19 protein-coding genes are annotated in these 20612 nt (G+C 50.0%); 17 read left to right on the plus strand and 2 right to left on the minus strand.

The window, feature by feature from the left end:
* Positions 1-937 precede the first annotated feature (937 nt).
* The 9 genes from ACTUJZ_RS03215 (at position 938) to ACTUJZ_RS03255 (ending at position 12375) form a co-directional block, all read left to right on the plus strand.
* Entirely contained in the window at positions 938-1993 is a 1056-nt protein-coding gene (locus ACTUJZ_RS03215) for a tyrosine-type recombinase/integrase (protein WP_463634818.1), read from the plus strand.
* A gap of 1272 nt (positions 1994-3265) precedes the next feature.
* A complete protein-coding gene (locus ACTUJZ_RS03220; protein WP_463634819.1) occupies positions 3266-5455 on the plus strand; it encodes a TonB-dependent receptor in 2190 nt (729 codons plus the stop codon).
* Positions 5456-5471: 16 nt separating this feature from the next.
* Positions 5472-6590: a PepSY-associated TM helix domain-containing protein gene (locus tag ACTUJZ_RS03225; RefSeq protein ID WP_463634820.1), complete on the plus strand. Its 1119-nt coding sequence runs from the start codon at positions 5472-5474 to the stop codon at positions 6588-6590.
* Positions 6587-6769: a hypothetical protein gene (locus ACTUJZ_RS03230; RefSeq protein ID WP_463634821.1), complete on the plus strand. Its 183-nt coding sequence runs from the start codon at positions 6587-6589 to the stop codon at positions 6767-6769. The genes ACTUJZ_RS03225 and ACTUJZ_RS03230 overlap by 4 nt, the downstream gene beginning before the upstream one ends.
* A gap of 104 nt (positions 6770-6873) precedes the next feature.
* Positions 6874-7902: a LacI family DNA-binding transcriptional regulator gene (locus ACTUJZ_RS03235; RefSeq protein WP_463634822.1), complete on the plus strand. Its 1029-nt coding sequence runs from the start codon at positions 6874-6876 to the stop codon at positions 7900-7902.
* 144 nt (positions 7903-8046) lie between these two features.
* Positions 8047-9648, plus strand: coding sequence for an alpha-glucosidase (locus ACTUJZ_RS03240; RefSeq protein WP_463634823.1), 1602 nt, complete (start codon positions 8047-8049; stop codon positions 9646-9648).
* A 71-nt stretch (positions 9649-9719) separates the two neighbouring features.
* Complete coding sequence (locus ACTUJZ_RS03245; RefSeq protein WP_463634824.1) at positions 9720-11285, plus strand: sodium:solute symporter; 1566 nt, start codon at positions 9720-9722, stop codon at positions 11283-11285.
* Positions 11286-11423: 138 nt separating this feature from the next.
* Positions 11424-11951, plus strand: coding sequence for a DUF421 domain-containing protein (locus tag ACTUJZ_RS03250; RefSeq protein ID WP_463634825.1), 528 nt, complete (start codon positions 11424-11426; stop codon positions 11949-11951).
* Between the two features lie 67 nt (positions 11952-12018).
* Positions 12019-12375 carry a hypothetical protein gene (locus ACTUJZ_RS03255; RefSeq protein WP_463634826.1) on the plus strand — a complete coding sequence of 119 codons (357 nt, stop codon included), beginning with the start codon at positions 12019-12021 and terminating at the stop codon, positions 12373-12375.
* A 39-nt stretch (positions 12376-12414) separates the two neighbouring features.
* Here the strand turns inward: ACTUJZ_RS03255 and ACTUJZ_RS03260 are convergent, their stop codons facing one another.
* Positions 12415-12777 (minus strand): diacylglycerol kinase, encoded by a 363-nt coding sequence (locus tag ACTUJZ_RS03260; protein WP_463634827.1) that lies wholly within the window; start codon positions 12775-12777, stop codon positions 12415-12417.
* Between the two features lie 314 nt (positions 12778-13091).
* Here ACTUJZ_RS03260 and ACTUJZ_RS03265 point away from each other — a divergent pair, with 314 nt between their 5' ends.
* From ACTUJZ_RS03265 to bfr (ACTUJZ_RS03280), 4 genes are all read left to right on the plus strand, one after another.
* Complete coding sequence (locus ACTUJZ_RS03265; protein WP_463634828.1) at positions 13092-14039, plus strand: alpha/beta fold hydrolase; 948 nt, start codon at positions 13092-13094, stop codon at positions 14037-14039.
* A 44-nt stretch (positions 14040-14083) separates the two neighbouring features.
* On the plus strand, positions 14084-15691 hold the full coding sequence (locus tag ACTUJZ_RS03270) for a cation:proton antiporter domain-containing protein (protein WP_463634829.1): 1608 nt from the start codon (positions 14084-14086) through the stop codon (positions 15689-15691).
* 118 nt (positions 15692-15809) lie between these two features.
* Positions 15810-16286 (plus strand): bacterioferritin, encoded by a 477-nt coding sequence (bfr, locus tag ACTUJZ_RS03275; RefSeq protein WP_463634830.1) that lies wholly within the window; start codon positions 15810-15812, stop codon positions 16284-16286.
* Positions 16286-16753, plus strand: coding sequence for a bacterioferritin (bfr, locus tag ACTUJZ_RS03280; RefSeq protein ID WP_463634831.1), 468 nt, complete (start codon positions 16286-16288; stop codon positions 16751-16753). Before bfr (ACTUJZ_RS03275) ends, bfr (ACTUJZ_RS03280) begins: the two co-directional genes overlap by 1 nt.
* An 11-nt stretch (positions 16754-16764) precedes the next feature.
* Here the strand turns inward: bfr (ACTUJZ_RS03280) and ACTUJZ_RS03285 are convergent, their stop codons facing one another.
* The gene (locus tag ACTUJZ_RS03285; protein ID WP_463634832.1) at positions 16765-17202 is read right to left on the minus strand and encodes a hypothetical protein; all 438 of its coding nucleotides are present in this window, start codon (positions 17200-17202) and stop codon (positions 16765-16767) included.
* Positions 17203-17381: 179 nt separating this feature from the next.
* On the opposite strand from ACTUJZ_RS03285, the gene ccoN reads away from it, so the two are divergent.
* Genes ccoN through ccoP form a run of 4 tightly spaced genes read left to right on the plus strand, consistent with a single transcriptional unit; the run spans position 17382 to position 20604 of the window.
* Positions 17382-18815, plus strand: coding sequence for a cytochrome-c oxidase, cbb3-type subunit I (gene ccoN, locus ACTUJZ_RS03290; protein WP_463634833.1), 1434 nt, complete (start codon positions 17382-17384; stop codon positions 18813-18815).
* Between the two features lie 14 nt (positions 18816-18829).
* On the plus strand, positions 18830-19438 hold the full coding sequence (gene ccoO / locus ACTUJZ_RS03295; RefSeq protein WP_463634834.1) for a cytochrome-c oxidase, cbb3-type subunit II: 609 nt from the start codon (positions 18830-18832) through the stop codon (positions 19436-19438).
* A gap of 1 nt (position 19439) precedes the next feature.
* On the plus strand, positions 19440-19613 hold the full coding sequence (locus ACTUJZ_RS03300; RefSeq protein WP_463634835.1) for a cbb3-type cytochrome oxidase subunit 3: 174 nt from the start codon (positions 19440-19442) through the stop codon (positions 19611-19613).
* A gap of 4 nt (positions 19614-19617) precedes the next feature.
* The gene (gene ccoP, locus ACTUJZ_RS03305; protein WP_463634836.1) at positions 19618-20604 is read left to right on the plus strand and encodes a cytochrome-c oxidase, cbb3-type subunit III; all 987 of its coding nucleotides are present in this window, start codon (positions 19618-19620) and stop codon (positions 20602-20604) included.
* The last annotated feature ends 8 nt before the right edge of the window (positions 20605-20612 follow it).

A 20612-nucleotide genomic window follows, 5' to 3' on the forward strand; every position in this document is an offset into this window, starting at 1 on the left:
GTATGTCCATAATCTCACTTAACTTGTCTTTTCCCACAACGCACCACCCACATCCAGCACAATAGATAATTGCGTATAATGTATATTATGTTAAATAGGATATTTTATCATATACACGAAAAGAGTAGCTACAGGCCCCATTCTACCTGGCCTTAATAAACCTCACCCGAAACTGAGATAATATTTTGTTTTACAAAGATGTCCGAAATAGAATTGCTTAAGCGTGTCATTGCACATCGTGATACTCATTATCGGTTGCCACACCTGTCGCCAAGTTGGTGTCGCGCTCGGTTTCTAGGTTAAGGAGTTTCCAAGGATGCCGCTTATTTCTAGAAACCATTCATCTCATAAAATCATTTATTCCAAGAAGTTGTTTATCTTAGGAAGCCATGCTGGCTATGGCCAGTTCACAGCCAGGCTCCAAAGTTTGAATCAAGCTGGCGTTCGGCGGCTAGTACTCTATAGCTCTCTGATTTGCTTAATATTCAGGCGATGCTACGTGAAATCTGACAGGCTTTGCGTGCTATGACCTTGCAGATTTTGCGTAGCGTAAGCTGTTTTTTAACCAAATTTGAACTTGCTCAACGCTTTTAGAATTAATAATAAACCAAGATTAGTACTGGCGAATACGGTGAATATTGAGGTGACCAGCAAGCATCCAAAGGTATTACACAGTACAAACAGCTCGGATATATCGGCAATATTCAGCAAGCAGTACCTCGCAAATAGACTTGTCACGGAACAAAATACACTAATCGCAGAATCTAAGCTAACAGACTGAGATAGCTTGAAAAAAAACTGTTTAACTGTATATTTAAACAGTTATATCGAATCAGTGCATAGAAGTAAGGATCTAATTTGATCTGTGCGATCCATCACGCACGATAACTGGAATTATCATGCGTGAAATTTTAGGGCATAAATTTAAGTTGTTGATATGAATAGCTATCTTTCACCAATTGCTGGCTTTACCACGGTTTATCGCGACGCGGTTAATCAGTATTTTCGTGATATCTTTACCAAGTTACCGCGTAACACCCAGCGCGCTTATGTCAGTGACTTTAACGAGTTCGCAATATTCTGTGAGCAAGAGGCCTTACCCGGCTTTAACGAATCCATGGATAACAATGAAAATTGTGTAAAATGTTATGTTGAGCGTCTGTGCCAGTCGCCGCTGGCCTACCGCACTATCAAGCGGCGGCTCAGTGCGCTGAGTAAATTTTTAGGTATCGCCAAATTGCCCAATCCCATTGTGCAGTCGGTATACCTGAAAGACTTTATCAAGTTGTCGTTGGCTGAAAATGAAAAATATCAGCTAAGTCATTCTCAAGCTGTACCACTGACATTAGATATTCTGGAGCAAATCAATGATCGCGTGATCCCTGATACGCTGCTGGAAATGCGCGATTTGGCCATTATCAATTTGATGTTTGATGCGTTGCTGCGTGCCGATGAATTGGTTCGTGTTCGCCTGGAACATGTGAACAAGCGTAATAATGCGTTGCTGGTTCTAACGTCAAAATCTGATCAATCCGGCAAAGGCAGTTATCGCTATTTATCCAACAGCACCCTGGCGATGATTGATGAGTACATCGATGAAGCTAACTTTGATAAAGCTAATGACTGCCCTCGCCCCTCATCTGATCCGCGTCGCATCAATCAAGGCATTTTATTTCGGCGAGTATCTAACCGTGGTCATGCGCTGCTTCCTTATGATGAAAGTGCTCAGGGTAAACATTCTGCTGTGTTGCAATATTCCAGTATCTATCGCACCTGGCAACGAATTGCCCAGATGGCGCAAATAAAAGAAAAGATTACGCCGCATTCGGGCCGCGTTGGTGGCGCTGTGTCGTTAGCAGAAAATGGCGCAACCCTGCCCGAAATGCAGCTGGCCGGAGGTTGGCATTCACCGGAAATGCCTGGACATTATGGGCAACAGGCCGCGGTAGGCAGAGGCGGTATGGCCAGACTGGCGAAAAAAAGCGGCCGTTAACCCCTTCCTTCAAGCCTTATTGATTCACATTCGGTTGTTAAAACTGGTACTCGGTGTCCTGCCAAAATATATGTTAGTTGCACTATTATCTTACAAAACCTGCGCGAAGCGCAAAATCCGGCAGCTTTGCTGCCGGTAATATTGGATATCATTATGCGGTATGGCGACGTAAAATGATTAACCCTAATGTTTCCCTCGATATTTCCATCTGTTGGTGAGTAAAACCGGTTAGGAGGTGCAAAGAATAATTTAAATGTAATTTGTAGTGATAAAAATAAGGTATCATTACTTTGTAAAGAACATATAATCAATAAGCATCAGCACAACTAAAATTAGAACAAAACAAAAGGAGAACTTTTCGATCTTACTCTTTTTATCAAGCATACCTTTACCCAAATAAAATTTGCCGGAGATATTAAAATAACCCCCGCTTTTGCTTATAGAATTTTATGAGTTAGATCGTATATCTCTCTACCCAATTATCTACCAAACTGATGCAGTTCTCTTATAACGCTACCAATTCCATAGCCAAACGTAGTAGAAAATGTCTTCTCCACCACAGATTAATTTAGTTTTCTTTCTACAAGTAGATCTATTATTTACGGGTATATTACTCACGGCATCATATAATCCGCTGTCTATTTAATGAGCAATCCGGCCAATGAAACCTGTGCCATAATTTGAAAGAAAATGCGCCAAAAATACAACGCAGGCTTCTCCTCAAATACTCATAAACTTATATTCTTTCAACTTATTCACATATTAAAATCGAACTAAAAATTAACTTTAACGGCTCGAAAACTTTAAGCCAAAAACAATTTAGCCAGTAAAAAACATTTAGAAAACTGTATTTTGGGATAGTTTTGAATTGTTGAGAGATACTTACCATTAAATACAAGCAGTTAATCGAAGGACAACATTGAAAATCTTTTCGACGTAAACAGTAAACTACCAGGGAACGGTTCGGAATTTTGCGATCATAGACATGGTGCCAATCGGCTGAGAACAGATATTTACTTAGCTAATTAGCTCTCGTTGTGGGGGAACGGTTTGGGCCTGCCCGCTTACATCCAACTTAGTCACATCGTCCGAATGAGACATTACGCAGCATCTGACTACCCCGCATTAATCGCAGGCCGACAACACGCAGTGCCGTCTCTCCTTAAAATATGGTAATGCAACTCATTCTCATTGATATTTGCAGCTAAATAAGTAAACTTCGGTGCCTAATGTCGGTAACACTTGCTTCTACTATTATTAAGAGAGTTGTTCATGCCACACCTGCCAGCGCGCAAAGCTTTACTCACCCTTCCCATTCTTTCGTTATTTCCACATCTTGCCAGTGGCGCCCAGCAGTCAGCGCCTGAAGCTCCTACAAAGGAAGAGCAATTGGAGGTGATTAAAGTGACCGGTTCCGGGTCTCAGGTCGATCTTACAAAATCCTTTGCAGGCGGCCAGGTTGCTCGTGGGGGCCGCGCCGGGCTGTTTGGTAATTTGGATTTTATGAATAGTCCGTTTGCCGGCATGGCTTACACCGAGCAGTTGATTGACAAACAACAGGCCCAAAATATCGGTGATGTGCTGCAAAACGACCCCACCGTCCGCGTCACTAAGGGGTTCGGTAATTTTCAGGAAGTGTACATGTTACGTGGCTTCCCAGTATTTTCCGATGACCTGACACTTAATGGCGTATATGGCATTTTGCCGCGCCAGTTTGTTGCCGCTGAATTGATTGAACGGGTCGAAGTGTTTCGCGGTGCCAATGCCTTTATTAACGGCGCGGCCCCTGGCGGTAGTGGCGTGGGCGGCTCCATTAATCTGGTGACTAAGCGCGCACCAGTTGGTGGCGTGAGTACCGCTTCTTTAGAGTATGATGCCAACAATGTGTTGGCCGGTGCCCTGGATGTTGGTCGCCGTTATGGCGCCGACGACGAATGGGGTGTGCGTGCCAATGCTGAGGTTCGCGAAGGTGAAACCGCCATCAACGGCCAGGACCAGCAGTTGTCAGTGTTTTCTTTAGGCGGCGACTACAGAGGCGACAAGCTGCGAATCTCCGCCGACCTGGGCTTTCAGGATAATCGCCTGGACGCGCCGCGCCCGCAAATCACCCCGCTGGGCGCCATCCCGGCAGTGCCCGATGCTGATGCCAACTTTGCTCAACCCTGGACATTCTCCGAAGAAGAGCAGCTGTTTGGTGTGGTTCGGGGAGAGTACGACCTCACCGATACTACCGCGGTGTGGCTGGGTGCCGGTTTTCGTGAAGGCGAGGAAAATAATGATTTAGCCAACCCCAACATTGCTGAAAACGGTGAAGGGACAGCCATTCGCTTTGTTAATACCCGTGAGGATTCCATCTATTCTGTAGATGCCGGTCTACGTAGCGAGTATCAACTCGGGGCTACCACCAACCAGGTAGTGGTATCAGGTTCGCTGATTGATTCAGAGTCTAAAAATGCTTTTGCCTTTGCTGACTTTGCCGGCTTTGCGACAAATATCTATAACCCGCAGGCCGTAGTCCCGCCGGCGACGGATGCGTTTATAGGCGGCGATTTGAATAATCCGCTGGTTACCGAGGCCACCAAAAATCACAGCTTTGCTATTGCCAATACGGCCGCCCTGTTTGACAGCCGCTTACTGGCCACTGTCGGGGTGCGTTTTCAACATATCGATACTCGTTCATTTAACGCCGCCGACGGTACCCAAACCGGCGCGTATGACGACAACGATATCACCTCCATAGCAGGCCTGGTCTACAAATACTCCCCGGCGGTGTCAGTGTATGCAAACTATGCACAAAGCATCCAGCCAGGAGCTACTGCACCGAGCAGCAGTAATGGTGAGCCGGTGACCAACGCCGGGGAAGTTCTGGCCCCCTTTGCCGGTGACCAGTATGAGCTCGGGGTAAAATATGACGGCCAGACTGTGGGCGCCACAGCTAACCTGTTTACCCTGAGCCGGCCCAACGCGATTATTGAACAACGAACCTTCACTGCCGATGGAGAGCAACGTACCCGCGGCATCGAGCTGAGTGTCTTTGGCGAGCCTATAGACGGTCTGCGCATTGTCGGCGGCGGTACCTACCTGGATGCCGAACTGACAAAAACCCAGGCAGGAGTGGATGAAGGAAATAGCCCTATTGGCATTCCTGAGCTGCAAACCAATCTCAATGTGGAATGGGATATCGCGGCAATCGACGGTTTAGCAGTTGACGGGCGCTGGATTTATACCGGTGAGCAGTACACCAACACTGCCAATACCGTAGAGCTTGACGACTGGCATCGGTTCGATATCGGGGTTTCCTATGGGTTTGTGTTGCGCGACACCCTGGTGGATGTGCGTGCCCGGATCAATAATGTAACCGATAACGACTACTGGGCTTCTACTGGCGGCTTTCCCGGTGCCAATTATCTGATCATGGGCGAACCGCGCACGGTGTCAGTGTCTGCCATGTTCAGCTTTTAAGTAATGAGCCTCTAGCATGCAAGCAGCCACCTTTAAACGCTGGGAATGGATCCATAAGTGGTCGAGTCTGGTGTGCACTTTGTTTTTGATCATGTTGTGCATCACCGGCTTGCCGCTGATTTTTCATGACGAAATTGATGCCACGCTAAACCCGACCCAGTGGCAACCTGCTCACACCGATGGCCGCCGCCTCACCTACGACGAGGTGCTGCGCGAGGCGCTTGCGCAGCAGCCCGGCGACGTGCCCATTTTCATGAGCTTTGATACCGATTGGCCGGTGGTCAATGTCACCACTGGTCCAAACCCGAATGCTGCTGACAACCAAATGACCTTTATGTCCTTTGATCATACCAGTGGCGCGCGGGTGCCACCGGCGGATGTGGGCGAATCGATCATGGAGTTTATTCTGCAATTACACACCGATATGTTTTTAAGCCTGCCGGGGATGCTGTTTTTAGGTGCCATGGGGATCATGTTTGTGCTGGCGGTGATCAGTGGCGTGGTGATATACCGTCAGTTTATGCGTAACCTGCCATTTGGCACAGTCCGGCATCACAAACGCCGGCGCACCCGGTTTCTTGACTATCACAACCTGTTCGGCATCACCACGGTGGCCTGGGTGTTCGTGGTCAGCCTGACCGGCACTATCAATACTCTGGAAACCCCGATTATTGATGCCTGGCGCAACGACAGTTTGTCAGCGCTGATCAATGATAATGCGGGCGGTAAAGCCGTCTCTTCGGCGGCCTCGCTGGATGCAGCCATTCAGGCAGCCAAGGCAGAACTGCCGGGCATGACACTGCAATTTATTGCCTTTCCCGGCAGTGCATTTTCCACCAGCCGGCATTTTGCCGTGTTTTTACACGGCACGACTCCGCTGACCAGCGAAATCATACAACCAGTGCTGGTCGATGCAGTCTCTGGCGAGGTGGCTGGAGCCGCCCCCATGCCCTGGTATGTCACTTTGTTGTCGGTGTCGCGGCCGTTGCATTTTGGCGATTATGGCGGGTTAGGATTAAAACTTGTATGGGCCGCGCTTACTGTGATGACTCTGGTGGTGTTGATCACTGGCCTGTATCTTTGGTGGAAAAAACGTAAGCTGGCAGCGGCTAAAACCGTGAGTAAACCGGTTTGAACAAGACCACTCGCGCCAAATGGCGCATTTTTAAAATACCGCTGTTAATATTTTTTGTGTCGTTACTGGGCCTGATCGCCGCGTTGCTGGTCGATGGGTACAACGACGTGGTGGCCACATTAGCTGTCAGTGTCTCTGTGCTGGTGCCGCTGTGGTATGCCTGTCAGCGCCCCGGATAGGTCACATAACAGCCCGCTCAGCTAGGCAGGGGCAGCGCATAGCACTTTAATATTCAGTTGCTTATATGTCACAGTAGCCATAGTTGTCTGTAGGCTTTTATACTGTGAATAAACTAACCCTCAAAGAGGTGGCCAAGCGGCTGAATGTATCAACCGCTACAGTGTCCAATGCATTTAAGCGCCCTTCGCAATTATCCCAGGCTCTGCGCGAACACATTCTTAGCGAATGCGCCAAGATGGGTTATCTGGGCCCCAAAGCACTGGCCCGCCATCTAAAAACCACTAAAACCCATGTGATTGGGGTGATGGTATCCCACGAATTAAGCTACAGCTTTGCCGACCCTATCGCCAATCATATGTTGCAGGGGCTGGCACAGGTGTTTGAACCCTATCAGTATAATTTACTGTTGATGCCAGCCCGTCATGATGCCAAAAGCCAGGATAATATTGAGACGTTTGTGGAAGGGTTTATTGTCTACGGCCCTCCTGCAGAGGCACGACTGCAGCGCTTATTGACGCACAAAAAAGCCATTGTCGGCATTGATTTTCATCACCCTGAGCTGGTTTCGGTCAATATTGATAATTATCAGGCAGCAAAACAGATAGCGGATCATGCCCTGCTCCACCAGCCGACGCGAATTGGCATAGTTGCACTGCGTTGTGGCGCAGGGCCCGCGTGTGCCCCGCTCGATACGCTTACCGCCTACGGCCAACACAATATAATGTGTCAACGTCTGTCCGGCTTTATGGACAGCGCCGCTCAGGCGGGTTATTCGGTGGCGTCTGATGCCATTATCAATATCAATGACAATACCCGGGAGTTGGGCTATCAGGCTGCTCGCCAACTGCTTAGTCAGCCCTCCCCACCTCCCCTGATTTTATGTATGAGCGATCAAAGTGCGCTGGGCGCTTGTCAGGCTGTTACTAACATGCAGCTTGCCGTGCCAATAGATGTGCAGGTGACGGGTTTTGATGGCATTGATCTTAGCGAGCCTGCATTACCGTCTTTAACCACCGTGCGCCAGCCAGACTTAGACAAAGGCCGCGCGGCAGCAGAGATTTTTGTAGGCTTACGCCCTGAACAGGATGTGCTTCTAGAAGCAGCATTTTATATAGGACAAAGCTGCCCCTAGCGGCCAGCGATTTATGTTAAATCCAGGTAAAATTAAGCCGTATTTAAGATTAATCAAGATAAATAGATTCGCTACACTGGGGCAATCCTGTACGCCCTGCCTTTACTGGCGGCGCAAGCAACACAACCCGCATGAGGACATTCTATGCACAACTGGTGGAAAGGCGCGCTTATTTATCAAATCTATCCGCGCAGTTTTTACGACAGTAATAACGATGGTATTGGCGACCTGGCCGGTATCACCCAAAAGATGGACTACATCGCCTCGCTTAATGTAGATGCCATTTGGATTTCACCATTTTTTACCTCTCCGATGAAAGACTTTGGTTATGACATTGCTGATTATTGCGATGTGGACCCCATGTTTGGCGATTTGGCGCAGTTCAAACGCCTGGTGGAAGCAGCCCACCAGCATGATATTAAAGTGGTCATCGACCAGGTTATCAGCCACTCCAGCGATGCCCATGCGTGGTTCAAAGAAAGCCGCCAGAGCCGCGACAATCCCCGTGCCGACTGGTACGTATGGGCCGATCCGGCCGAGGGTAGCGGCCCGCCCAATAACTGGCTGGCCTTTTTCGGCGGCAGCGCATGGACCCTTGATGACACCCGTGGCCAGTATTATCTGCATAACTTTCTGGTTAGCCAGCCGGATTTGAACTTTCATAATCCTGAGGTGCAACAGGCTCAATTGAACAATTTGCGGTTTTGGCTCGACCTGGGCGTGGATGGCTTTCGCCTGGATGTGGCGAACTTTTATTTTCATGATGAGCTGTTACGCGACAATCCGGTGCTGCCAGATGACATCTACACCGACGTGGGCGTCAGCAAGCTTAACCCTTATGCCAAGCAGGAACATATTTACGATATCACCCAGCCAGAGAACATTTCCTTCATTGAGCGCCTGCGCCGCCTGATGAACGAATATGGCGCTACCATGACCATGGGGGAAGTCAACGGCGAGGATTCGCTACAAATCATGGCCGATTATACCCGTGGCGATGGCCGGTTACATATGGCTTACACCTTCGACTTACTCGGTGAAGATGGCTCGGTGGAGCATATTCACAAGACCATTGCGGCCATCGAAGCTCAGGGTGAAGACTGCTGGCCGTGCTGGGCGCTGGGCAACCATGATGTGATGCGAATGGTCAGCCGCTGGAATCAGAACGAGGCGCCCCACGCCTTTGCACTGGTTGCCATGGCCATGCTGGTATCGCTACGCGGTACAGTTTGTTTGTATCAAGGCGATGAGCTGGCCTTGCCAGAAGCCGAAGTGGGCTTTGAAGATCTGCAAGACCCCTATGGTATTGAGTTTTGGCCACAGTTCAAAGGACGCGATGGCTGTCGCACGCCGCTGCCTTGGACCGATGCCGAGCACGGCGGATTCAGTGAAGCCCGCCCCTGGCTGCCGGTGGATGAACGGCACATTGCCCGTAACATCAGCGCGCAACAAGCCAATCCCGACAGTACCCTACAGGCTGTTCAGTCGCTGCTGGCCTGGCGTAACCAACAGCCAGCGCTAAAAACCGGGCGGCTTCAGCTCAAAGATTGCCGACATGTCCTGGTGTTTGAGCGTCACCTGGATGAGGAAAGGATGGTGTGTGTGTTTAATCTAGGTGCCGACACTCAGACCTACACCCTGGATGAAGATGCCACTGCGCTTGAGGGGCATGGTTTTACCAGCACACTGGCCGGTCGGAAGGTAACCCTGCCTCCCTATCAGGTCTTTTACGCTACGCTGAACTAGCGGGCGAGGCGCGCATCACTGTCCCGGTGTTGCGCGTTTTTTTATATAAAAACAAAAAATACAGGTGACATGTGATTGAAGGATTAAGCAACATCGATTTAGCCATAATCATTGGCTATATGGTGCTGGTTTTGATTATTGGCGTGGCTGTGGGCATGCAAACCAAAACCGGTGAAGATTTATTTTTGGGCGGGCGCACCCTTACCTGGGGGGTAATCGGCTTTTCCCTGTTTGCCTCAAACATCTCCAGTACTACCTTAATTGGATTAAGTGGCGCGGCCTACAGTACCGGTATCTCATCGTCAAACTATGAATGGCTGGCCGGCCTGCCGTTAATATTAATGGCCGCAGTGTTTATCCCGATTTACCTGCGCGCCCGCTTAACCACTATCCCTGAATATCTGGAGCTGCGCTTCGATTTGCGTTCACGCAAATTGTTTTCAGCCATAACCATTTTTGTCAGTGTGGCGGTAGAGATGGCCGGCGGCTTGTATGCCGGGGCCGTAGTACTGCAAACCTTTATGCCGCAACTGGATATCTGGTCCACGGCGTTAGCACTGGCATTATTTGCCGGTGCCTATACCGCCTTTGGCGGGTTAAAAGCGGTGGTCTACACCGATGCTCTGCAAGCCATCATCTTGATTGCTGGTTGCTCAATGCTTACTTATATCCTGTTTGCCGAACTGGATTTTTCCTGGTCTGCGGTGGTCGATGCAACCCCAGAAGGCCATTTGTCGGTAATCAAACCCATGGACGATCCTACTCTGCCATGGCTGGGTACCCTGGTTGGTGTTCCCCTACTGGGCTTTTGGTACTGGGCCACTAACCAGTATGTCACCCAGCGGGTGCTCGCCGCCAAAAATATCGACCATGCCCGTAAAGGCGCCATGTTTGGTGGCTTTTTAAAATTACTGCCAGTGTTTATCATGGTGCTGCCTGGTGCCATGGCCATCAGTGTTATCCCGAATATTCCCAATAGCGACATGGTGTTTCCCACCCTGGTCTCACAAGTGTTACCGGTAGGCGTGGTAGGCTTAGTGATGGCAGGGCTTATTTCAGCGATTTTATCAACAGTCGATTCAACGCTGAACTCGGCGTCTACCTTAATTGTAGTGGACTTTATCAAGCCCAGTAAACCCGATATCAGCCCGCAGAAGGTTGCCCGCTATGGCCGTATAACGACCATCATTATAATGGCTATATCTTCGGCCTGGGCGCCGTTTATCGCCGATTTTGGTGGTTTGTGGCTGTACCTGCAACAGATGTTTTCGGTGATCGTGCCGCCCATTGTGGTGCTGTTTTTAGGCGGTGTTTTTTACCCTAAAGCCGGCGGTCTGGCCGGTTTTATCACCCTGGTCAGCGGGTTGGTGCTGGGTGTGGCAGTAGTGATCCTACGCCAGTTTGACCTGTTCGAATTACACTTCACCATCACGGTGGGGCTGATGATTGTCATCTGCTCACTGATTTTTGTGCTCTGTGGGCGTTTTATTGCCGAGCAGCCTAAGGATATCACCCAGCTGATTTATCAGCCGGGCATGACCCAACCCGCACCGTCGACCCGGTGGTGGCAGGATTACCGGGTGCACTCCGGCCTGTTGCTGGTTTGTATGGCCGCTATTCTGGTGGTGTTCTGGTAATCCCACCAGCAATACATCATAGCCGCCCTTCTTGAGGCGGCTTTTTCGTCCGCCCCCTGCCGCCCTGAGTAAACCAGCCTACCCAGCCGGCCGTAGTCACCGCAACACATCGCAATAATCTGTAGAGATCCGGTAATCATGGTTGTATTTCAAAGTTGGCCAGAGCTGGGCCGTGTAGCACTGACTGCATTACTGGCCTATGTCGTCTGCGTGGCCCTCATCTCATTATTTGGCAAACGCTCCAGCGCCAAGATGAACAATTTTGACTGGATTGTGACAGTGGCAATGGGTTCGATTCTCGGCTCATCAGTTTTACTGAAAAAAGTAGTGATTCTTGAGCTCGCCTTGGGATTGGTGATTTTACTATCTTTGCAATTTTGTTTTAACATGCTCTCAGTTCGTTTTAAATGGTTTGAACGGCTTACAAAAAAATCGCCAACACTTTTGTTTTACGATGGTCAATACATGGATAAAGCCTTACGAACAGAGCGGGTAACATATGAAGAAATACAAGTGGGCATTCGAAACTGGGGGTTTGTTGATGAGTTGGAGGTCAATGCGGTCATCCTTGAACCCAACGGCGAGTTAAGCATTATTCCCAAAGCCGAACGCCCCCCGCGTTCTGCACAAGATATCAAGCAAACCCCGGCGCGTTCTGATCGTTAGTACCGGCCAATCTATTTAGCAGCAGTGCGCGTAACCATTACCAACCCAACCATGAAAGGAGTTGTTTATGGCGTATGAGATCACAGAGCACCATGCAAAAACTTTGATCCAGGTGATTGATCAATCGTCAAACTGGAAGCTGCACCCGGAAAAAAAACCAACTTTTGCCAGTACCAAAGAAGCCAAAAAATATGTTGAAACCCACAACGAACCTCTATGTATTCGGGTTCCCATTGCCGGCGCCGATGATCATCTGACCGTTCAGGTTACCTCGGAAGGTGAAGACATGGTGTTTAAAAATGTCAGTTTTGAAGAAGCTATCGAGAAAAAAGTGCACTCCTCCCACCTTAAGCTGATTGCCAGCACGGTGACTGAAATGCTCAATGAACGCTTACCCGAAGGCACCAAAGTTTCTTCTTTTTAAGCTACACTGATACAGCCTGGGCGGTAGTGCAGCTGGATGTTAATCCGCCAGCAAAATTGCTGCCCACACCACACCTGCCAGCACCAGGCTGACAAATACTGCCGCTGAGCCGATATCTTTGGCCTTACCAATTAACACATGTATTTCAGTACTCACCCGATCCGCCAGCGCTTCTATGGCAGAATTTAACAGCTCGGCAATCAGCACTATGAATAAAGTGATGATCATTAGCAGTTGCTCCACCAGCGTCACGTCTAGCCAGAAGGTTACCGGCACCAGGATCAGTATCGCGGCCAGCTCCTGGCGCACTGCCGGCTCACTGCTAAAGGCTGCTTTTAAACCCTTGACTGAATACACAGTGGCATAATACAGGCGGGCAACGCCGGTCACTTTTGATTTCATTGGCAGGCTACTTCAACAAAGTCTACGACAACATCTAGAAAACAAACTATGCCACGCAGAAGATAAAATTGTAAGTTTTCTCACACCTTAGTGGATTGCCATGGCGCCAATAGTACACTGAAAATTCTCGCGATTACCGATCAAAAAAGTGCCCGGCCCGCGTACAAAGCCAGTACAATCATTGCATGCCTTTCATCCGATAAGGCCATATGGTAAAAAGAAAGCTGATGTTTGCGCGTGCTGGGAACCAGCGCCGAATCAGTTTTTTTTCACGCATGCAAAAAAATTAACCTTTAATGGGGTAACGCGCTCACATGTGGATTCTGATCACCTTTATTGCTCTTGTGGTCTTTGTGTATTGGTATACCTACCCAAAGCCCGGCGAATTCTTGTTAGCGGCTTACCAGCAACGCGCGATGCAGCACGCCGGTCTGGTTCGCCGCCGATATTCAATCAACGGCATCAGTATGAGTGTTCTTGAAACAGCCGGCAGCCGTGACAAAGCCAAACCCATGCTGATGATGGTGCACGGGTTTACTGGCGATAATACCCTGTGGCTGCCGTTAGCGGCCTTATTCAAAAATGACTACCATATCGTTATTCCAGACTTACCGGGCCATGGTCACACCGGGTTTTCGCCTGAATGGCATTACGACATTGCCGCACAAAGCCGCTTGTTAACCGCGCTCATCTGGCGTATCGGCTATCATCGCGCCACTCTAATCGGTAACTCCATGGGCGGGTATATCGCTACCTGGATGGCCCGCCACCATAGCCGTTCGGTGCATCAGGCTGTTTTGTTGAGTCCGGCTGGGCTTACCGGGAAAAATAAAAGCCGCCTGGATTGCATGCTTGACCAGGGCACCAACCCGTTTTTTGTGACCCGTCGGCGGGCGTATTATCGCTTACTGACAATGTCCATGGCGGCCGGGCCCTACATCCCAAAAATGGTCAAAGATGTGCTGGCTGACCGGCATATTGCGCGGGTCAGCGAATACCAGCGGGTGTTTGACGATATGGTGTCAACCGGGTATTTCAGCATCCAGGATTTGGCGCAGGTATCTTGCCGCTGCCTGGTGATCTGGGGTGCCAAAGATGAATTGCTTGATGTCTCCTGCCTGAAAAACTGGACCGCCGCGCTGCACTGCGATCAGGAAGTTTTTCATGATGTGGGCCATATGCCCATGCTTGAAGCCCCGGGACGGACCTACCAGCGCATCGTACATTTTTTAAATCATAAACATTTAGACCAGGCTGCTTAACCCACCACCAGCAGCGCCCCACGCAGTATCCAAGGATTGTTAAAATGGAGTATATTTTTCTTTTATTTGCCTTTCTTTGTGGTTTGTCGGTCAAAATGGCCGGCATTCCGCCGATGGTGGGCTATCTGGCAGCGGGGTTTATCCTCAACGCCATGGGCTTTGCCGCCTCAGATCAATTGCAGCAAATTGCCGATTTGGGCATTACCATCATGCTGTTCACCATTGGTCTGAAACTCAATGTGAAGGACTTAAGCAAGCGTGAGGTGTGGGCCGGCAGTGCATCGCACGCGCTGTTGTGGACCGGCGTGACCACCTGTGTACTGTATGGCTGCGGCATGGTGTTGGCTGAAGTGACTGGGGGGATCGACTGGCAAAGTGCCGCGCTGATCGCGTTTGCCTTAAGTTTTTCCAGCACTGTGTGTGTGGTGAAAATTTTAGAAGAAGCCGGTGAAAGTAAAACCCGTCATGGTCGCCTGGCTATCGGTGTACTGGTCATGCAGGATGTGTTCGCGGTGATTTTCATGGTGGCGGCGACCGGCAAGCTGCCGTCGGTATGGGCATTAGGGCTGTTATTAGTCGTACCCGCTATGCCCATTATCAATCGCATGCTTGATCGTTCCGGCCACGGTGAATTACTACCCTTAACCGGGTTTATTCTGGCGCTGGGCGCTTATCATTTGTTTGATGTGGTAGATATCAAGGGCGACCTGGGCGCGCTGTTGATGGGCATGTTGCTCGCGCGGCACTCCAAGGCTATCGAATTGTCAAAATCGTTACTGGCCTTTAAAGATTTGTTTCTGATTGGCTTTTTCTTATCGATTGGCTTAACCGCGCTGCCGGATATGCCTATGCTGATCACCGCGCTGATTGTGTCTGCGTTACTGCCCTTCAAGGCAGCACTCTTTTTTGGCTTGCTTACCGCACTGCGCCTGCGGGCGCGTACCAGTTACCTGACCAGCCTGGTACTGAGTAATTTCAGCGAATTTGGCCTGATTGTCGGGGCGCTGGCCGCCTCCCTGGGCTTACTCGATGAGCGCTGGCTGGTGATCCTGGCGCTAAGCGTGTCTATCTCGTTTGTGATCACCAGTTTGTTGTACCGCAATTCACACTCCCGCTATATCCGTATTAAGCACAAGATCACACCATTTGAGCGTGATACCCGGCTGCCGGAAGATGTCTACCCCAGTATCAATGACGCGGAATTTTTAATCGTGGGGATGGGCCGGGTGGGCCTGGGTGCCTTCCGCTCGTTGAGCAAGCTGGTGAACAGCCGTGTGGTAGGCATGGATGCTGACCGCCTGAAGGTCAATAGGCTCAAAGCCCAGGGGCTCAATGTGGTTTGTGGCGACGGTGAGGATATTGACCTGTGGGATAATCTGGATGTCGGCAATGCGCAGCTGGTGTTGCTGGCATTGCCCTCCATTGAGGATGCCATTAACATCACCCGGCAATTGCAGCATGCCGGCTTTACCGGCAAGGTGGCCGCTATCGCACGCTACGAAGACGAGGTGCATGCCCTATTGGAAAATGGCGTGGATAAAGTGTTTAACTTTTTCAGCGAAGCCGGCCTGGGCTTTGCCGAAGAAAGCCTGGCCTATGTGCATGCTAACCAAGATGTGGTGGTACCGGCCAAAGTGGTGCCAGCCAAATAGGAATGGTAGCCGAGATAAGAATCATTAATGTTAGTATGCCTTTGTTTTTAAAAGATATTTTTGACAAATCGAGGTTTTAAGACTATACTCGCGTCACATTGATTAGAAGGAATCTCCCATGCAAGGCGACAGACAGGTGGTAGCCAAGCTCAATGAGGTATTAACCTGCGAGCTGACTTCCATCAACCAATACTTTTTACATGCCCGCATGTTTAAAAACTGGGGCATTCATAATCTGGATAAGCGAAATTACAAAAAGTCGATTAAAGACATGAAACAGGCCGACGATCTGATTGAACGGATCCTGTTTTTAGAGGGGCTGCCCAATCTGCAGGCGCTGGGAAAATTGTATATCGGTGAAGAGCCGGTTGAAATGATCGCTTGTGATACCAAATTCCAGCACGAACAAATTCCCCTGCTCAAAGACGCCATCGCATTATGCGAGCAAAAACAGGATTATGTGAGCCGCGATCTGCTCGAAGACATCCTGGAGTATGAAGAAGAGCATCTGGACTGGTTAGAAACCCAGGAATACCAGATTGGCGCTATGGGCATCGAAAACTACCTGCAAGCGCAGGTACACGGAGACGACTGATGAAAGGCAATAAACAGATAATCGATGGCCTTAACGCCCTGCTCGCCTATGAGCTGGCAGCCATGGACCAGTATTTTATCCATTCACAAATGTATCTGGACTGGGGCCTGCATAAACTTTACGAACGGATCGATCATGAATTTGACGATGAACGCGGCCATGCCACCAAGCTGATTGAGCGGATGCTATTTCTGGAAGGGATCCCGGACATGCAAACCCGTACAGGGTTTAAGGTCGGTAGCGATGTGCAGGAAATGCTGCAAAGTGATTTGCGCGTCGAATACGAGGTGGATGCCAAGCTGCGCGAAGTGATTGCCCTGTGTGAACAAGAAAAGGACTATGTTACCCGTGACATGCTTATCGAGCTGCTGGATGATACCGAAATGGATCATGCCCGCTGGCTGGAGCAGCAGCTTAATCTGATCAAGCTGATAGGGCTGCCTAACTACCTGCAATCACAAATGTAATACGTCTGCTGTCATCCTGTAGGCGTAGTAAAGACTATCGTGTAAGGGCGTTCGCGCCCTTCGATAGACAGTACCATCCGCCAGCGCATATTGGGTTCGCTGCAACTTCCCAGCATAAACCAACCTTTCAGCCCCTGTGCATAGCTGGCTTTAACAAATACCGGGATTTTTCCCATGTACATATTGTCGCCTTCCACCACGATGTCGGAGATCACCACTCCGCTGGGTGTGACTATTTCAAATTCAATTTGCTCTTCCACCGCCGGCGGCTGGTCAAAGATCACCTGAATCGAACCTTGTGGGTAAGCCAGTTCGCAGCCCTGCGCATCTAGCACGCAGTCGCCGGGAATCTTTTTGGCCGGCCATAACGTATAGCTCAATAAAGCGGCTAGCAGGCCCAGGCCAGTCAAAGCAGCAATACGGTGAGACGGTTTTTTCTTAATTAACATCAACAGCTTCCGTATTAACAAGTGTGTAAGGAGCAGGTAAACACGTTTCGCTTCTGCTTCATCAGTATGTGGTATCTTTCTGTATCCAAAAACATTATCATCGTTTAGCATTTAACCGGTTTGTGTATACTAAGTAAACAGCGGTAACGGCCCCGAATTGATGTGGAAGATCCAATATAATGAGTGACCAAAGCCAAGCACACCCTGCCTATAACTATAAAGTGGTTCGGCAGTTTACGATCATGACGATTGTCTGGGGCATAGTCGGTATGAGCCTCGGTGTTTTAATCGCCGCCCAATTATTCGCTCCGGCCCTGAACTTCGATATTCCGTGGCTGACCTTTTCCCGGCTTCGTCCTCTGCACACCAACTCGGTGATTTTTGCGTTTGGCGGCTGTGCCTTATTTGCCACCTCATATTATGTGGTACAGCGCACCTCCCAGGTGCGTTTGTTTAGCGACAAACTGGCTGCCTTTACCTTCTGGGGCTGGCAGGCGGTCATCGTCTCTGCCATCATCACCCTGCCGCTTGGGCTGACCACATCCAAAGAATATGCCGAACTGGAATGGCCCATCGATATTCTGATAGCCCTGGTCTGGACTGCATACTGTATTAACTTTTTTGGCACCATCGCTATCCGTAAGGTCTCGCATATTTATGTCGCCAACTGGTTTTTTGGTGCTTTTATTCTCACCGTGCTGATATTGCATATCGGTAACAGCATGGCCATTCCGGTCTCGTTTACCAAATCTTATTCGTTATACGCCGGTGCGGTGGATGCCATGATGCAGTGGTGGTACGGCCACAATGCGGTGGGCTTTTTCCTCACTGCCGGCTTTTTAGGCATGATGTATTATTTTGTGCCTAAACAGGCCGGCCGCCCGGTGTATTCTTACCGCTTATCCATCATCCACTTCTGGGCATTGATTTCACTGTATATCTGGGCCGGGCCGCACCACTTACACTATACCGCACTGCCTGACTGGACTCAGTCGTTGGGGATGGTGATGTCACTGATTTTATTTGTGCCGTCCTGGGGCGGCATGATCAATGGCATCATGACCTTATCCGGTGCCTGGTATAAATTGCGCACCGATCCGGTGCTGCGCTTTTTAGTGGTGTCACTGACCTTCTATGGCATGTCGACCTTCGAAGGGCCGATGATGGCTATCAAAACCGTTAATGCGTTATCGCATTACACCGACTGGACCATTGGCCATGTCCACTCCGGCGCCCTGGGCTGGGTGGCCATGATTTCCATCGGCGCGGTCTATCATCTGATCCCACAATTATTCAATCAGCCCAATATGTACAGTACCCGCCTGGTCAATGTGCATTTTTGGCTGGCGACCATCGGCGTGGTTCTGTACATCGTCGCCATGTGGTTCTCCGGCGTACTACAGGGCTTGATGTGGCGGGCGGTTAATGCTGATGGCACCCTCACCTACAGCTTTGTGGAATCACTAGAAGCATCCAAGCCTTATTATGTGGTGCGCTTTATCGGCGGCTGTTTTGTAGTGACCGGCATGCTGGTGATGGCCTATAACGCGTATCGTACTATCCGCGCGCCGCAAGGCTCGATTGCGGTGGATACCGCCACCCAGCCAGCCTGACAAGGAATTTGCAGATGAAACGCAATCTTCATGAAATCGTCGAAAAAAATGTCGGGCTGCTCACCATCCTCATCCTGGTGGCCATCAGCTTTGGCGCCATGGTGCAAATTACCCCACTGATGTTTCAGCAACAAACCATGGAGCCGGTGGAAGGGTTGCGCCCGTATACTGCGCTGGAGCTGGAAGGCCGGGATATCTATATCCGCGAAGGCTGTGTGGGCTGCCATTCACAAATGGTGCGGCCATTTCGGGCAGAAACTGAACGCTATGGCCATTACAGTGTGGCTGGCGAATCCGTCTGGGAACACCCCTTTTTGTGGGGCTCAAAACGTACCGGCCCGGATTTAGCCCGGGTGGGTGGTCGTTATAGTGATGCCTGGCATATCGCGCACCTGCGCAATCCGCGTGATGTAGTGCCTGAGTCCAATATGCCTGGCTTTCCGTGGCTGTTAGAAAACACCTTAAGCGGTGAATATACGGCAGAAAAGATGCGGGTTTTTCAAGGCTTTGGTGTGCCGTATACCAAAGAAGATATCACCGGGGCCCGTGATGCCGTCAAAGGCAAGACAGAAATGGATGCACTGGTCGCCTACCTACAATCACTGGGAACACATTTGAAATAGTATGGATCAGGGTTTAATTGGCAGTATTTTTACCATTGTAGTGTTTGTGTGTTTTGCCTGCATTGTGTGGTGGGCATTTAGCAGCCGTAACAAAAAGAAATTTGACGATGCGGCTAACCTGCCCTTTGCCGATGAACCGGACAAAGGTGAGCAACAAGACAAGCGGGAGTCTTAACCCCATGACGATGTTTTGGACAATCTGGATCTCGGTGATCACCCTTGGCAGCATTGCCGGCTGTTTTTTTCTGTTGCGCTGGTGTCTGTCTAACTTTGCCCACGTCGAAGAAGGCGAGTCCATGGGTCACAGTTTTGATGGCATTGAGGAGATCAACAATCCGCTGCCCAAATGGTGGACCATCCTGTTTTATGTCACCATTGTTTTTGCATTGATTTATCTGGCGCTGTATCCCGGCCTGGGCAGTTATGGCGGGATATGGGGCTGGAAAAGCTCCAACCAGAATATTCAGTCGCTGGAAGAGTCCCGCCAGGCCCGCGCCGATGCCTTAAAAGAAGGCGATTATGTGCAGTATGATGTGGAGCTGGTTAAAGCCGCTGAACGCTTCGACCCCATTTTTGAAGCCTTTGCCAAGGTACCAGTAGAAGAACTGGCTTTTGATGAAGAAGCCAACAAAATTGGTCGGCGGCTGTTTTTACAAAATTGCGCCCAGTGTCATGGCTCAGATGCCCGTGGTCAGTCGGTGGGCTTTCCGAATCTGACCGATGACGACTGGTTATACGGTGGCAGCGGTGACAAGATTGTGGAAACCCTGATCAACGGCCGGCAGGCTGCAATGCCTGGCTGGCTGGAGCAATTTGGCGAACAAGGGGTCGAGGAAGTGGTGGCTTATGTGCTTAGTCTTAGTGGCCGTAAGGTGGATCAGGCGCTGGCCAACAAAGGTGAAACGCGCTTTTCAGTCTGTGCCGCCTGTCATGGCATGGACGGTAAAGGCAATCAGACCATTGGCGCGCCTAACCTGACTGACAATATCTGGCTGTATGGCGGCAGTAAGCGAGCGGTGACCGAAACCCTATATTATGGCCGTAACGGGGTGATGCCAGCCTTTAAAGACACCCTGGGTGAAGACAAGATTCATGTGGTGGCCGCCTATGTGTATAGCTTGTCCAATCAACCGCCCGCGTCGGCCTCGCAGGCAGACGGACAATAAGCCATACA

This window comes from Alteromonas sp. WD8-37 (assembly GCF_055326825.1).

Bases quoted from the DNA above. Each gene is read 5' to 3' on its own strand.
- ACTUJZ_RS03215 (WP_463634818.1), top strand. From the start codon at position 938: ATGAATAGCTATCTTTCACCAATTGCTGGCTTTACCACGGTTTATCGC.
- ACTUJZ_RS03220 (WP_463634819.1), top strand. From the start codon at position 3,266: ATGCCACACCTGCCAGCGCGCAAAGCTTTACTCACCCTTCCCATTCTT.
- ACTUJZ_RS03225 (WP_463634820.1), top strand. From the start codon at position 5,472: ATGCAAGCAGCCACCTTTAAACGCTGGGAATGGATCCATAAGTGGTCG.
- ACTUJZ_RS03240 (WP_463634823.1), top strand. From the start codon at position 8,047: ATGCACAACTGGTGGAAAGGCGCGCTTATTTATCAAATCTATCCGCGC.
- ACTUJZ_RS03250 (WP_463634825.1), top strand. From the start codon at position 11,424: ATGGTTGTATTTCAAAGTTGGCCAGAGCTGGGCCGTGTAGCACTGACT.
- ACTUJZ_RS03255 (WP_463634826.1), top strand. From the start codon at position 12,019: ATGGCGTATGAGATCACAGAGCACCATGCAAAAACTTTGATCCAGGTG.
- ACTUJZ_RS03260 (WP_463634827.1), bottom strand. From the start codon at position 12,777: ATGAAATCAAAAGTGACCGGCGTTGCCCGCCTGTATTATGCCACTGTG.
- ACTUJZ_RS03265 (WP_463634828.1), top strand. From the start codon at position 13,092: ATGTGGATTCTGATCACCTTTATTGCTCTTGTGGTCTTTGTGTATTGG.
- ACTUJZ_RS03270 (WP_463634829.1), top strand. From the start codon at position 14,084: ATGGAGTATATTTTTCTTTTATTTGCCTTTCTTTGTGGTTTGTCGGTC.
- bfr (WP_463634830.1), top strand. From the start codon at position 15,810: ATGCAAGGCGACAGACAGGTGGTAGCCAAGCTCAATGAGGTATTAACC.
- bfr (WP_463634831.1), top strand. From the start codon at position 16,286: ATGAAAGGCAATAAACAGATAATCGATGGCCTTAACGCCCTGCTCGCC.
- ACTUJZ_RS03285 (WP_463634832.1), bottom strand. From the start codon at position 17,202: ATGTTAATTAAGAAAAAACCGTCTCACCGTATTGCTGCTTTGACTGGC.
- ccoN (WP_463634833.1), top strand. From the start codon at position 17,382: ATGAGTGACCAAAGCCAAGCACACCCTGCCTATAACTATAAAGTGGTT.
- ccoO (WP_463634834.1), top strand. From the start codon at position 18,830: ATGAAACGCAATCTTCATGAAATCGTCGAAAAAAATGTCGGGCTGCTC.
- ACTUJZ_RS03300 (WP_463634835.1), top strand. From the start codon at position 19,440: ATGGATCAGGGTTTAATTGGCAGTATTTTTACCATTGTAGTGTTTGTG.
- ccoP (WP_463634836.1), top strand. From the start codon at position 19,618: ATGACGATGTTTTGGACAATCTGGATCTCGGTGATCACCCTTGGCAGC.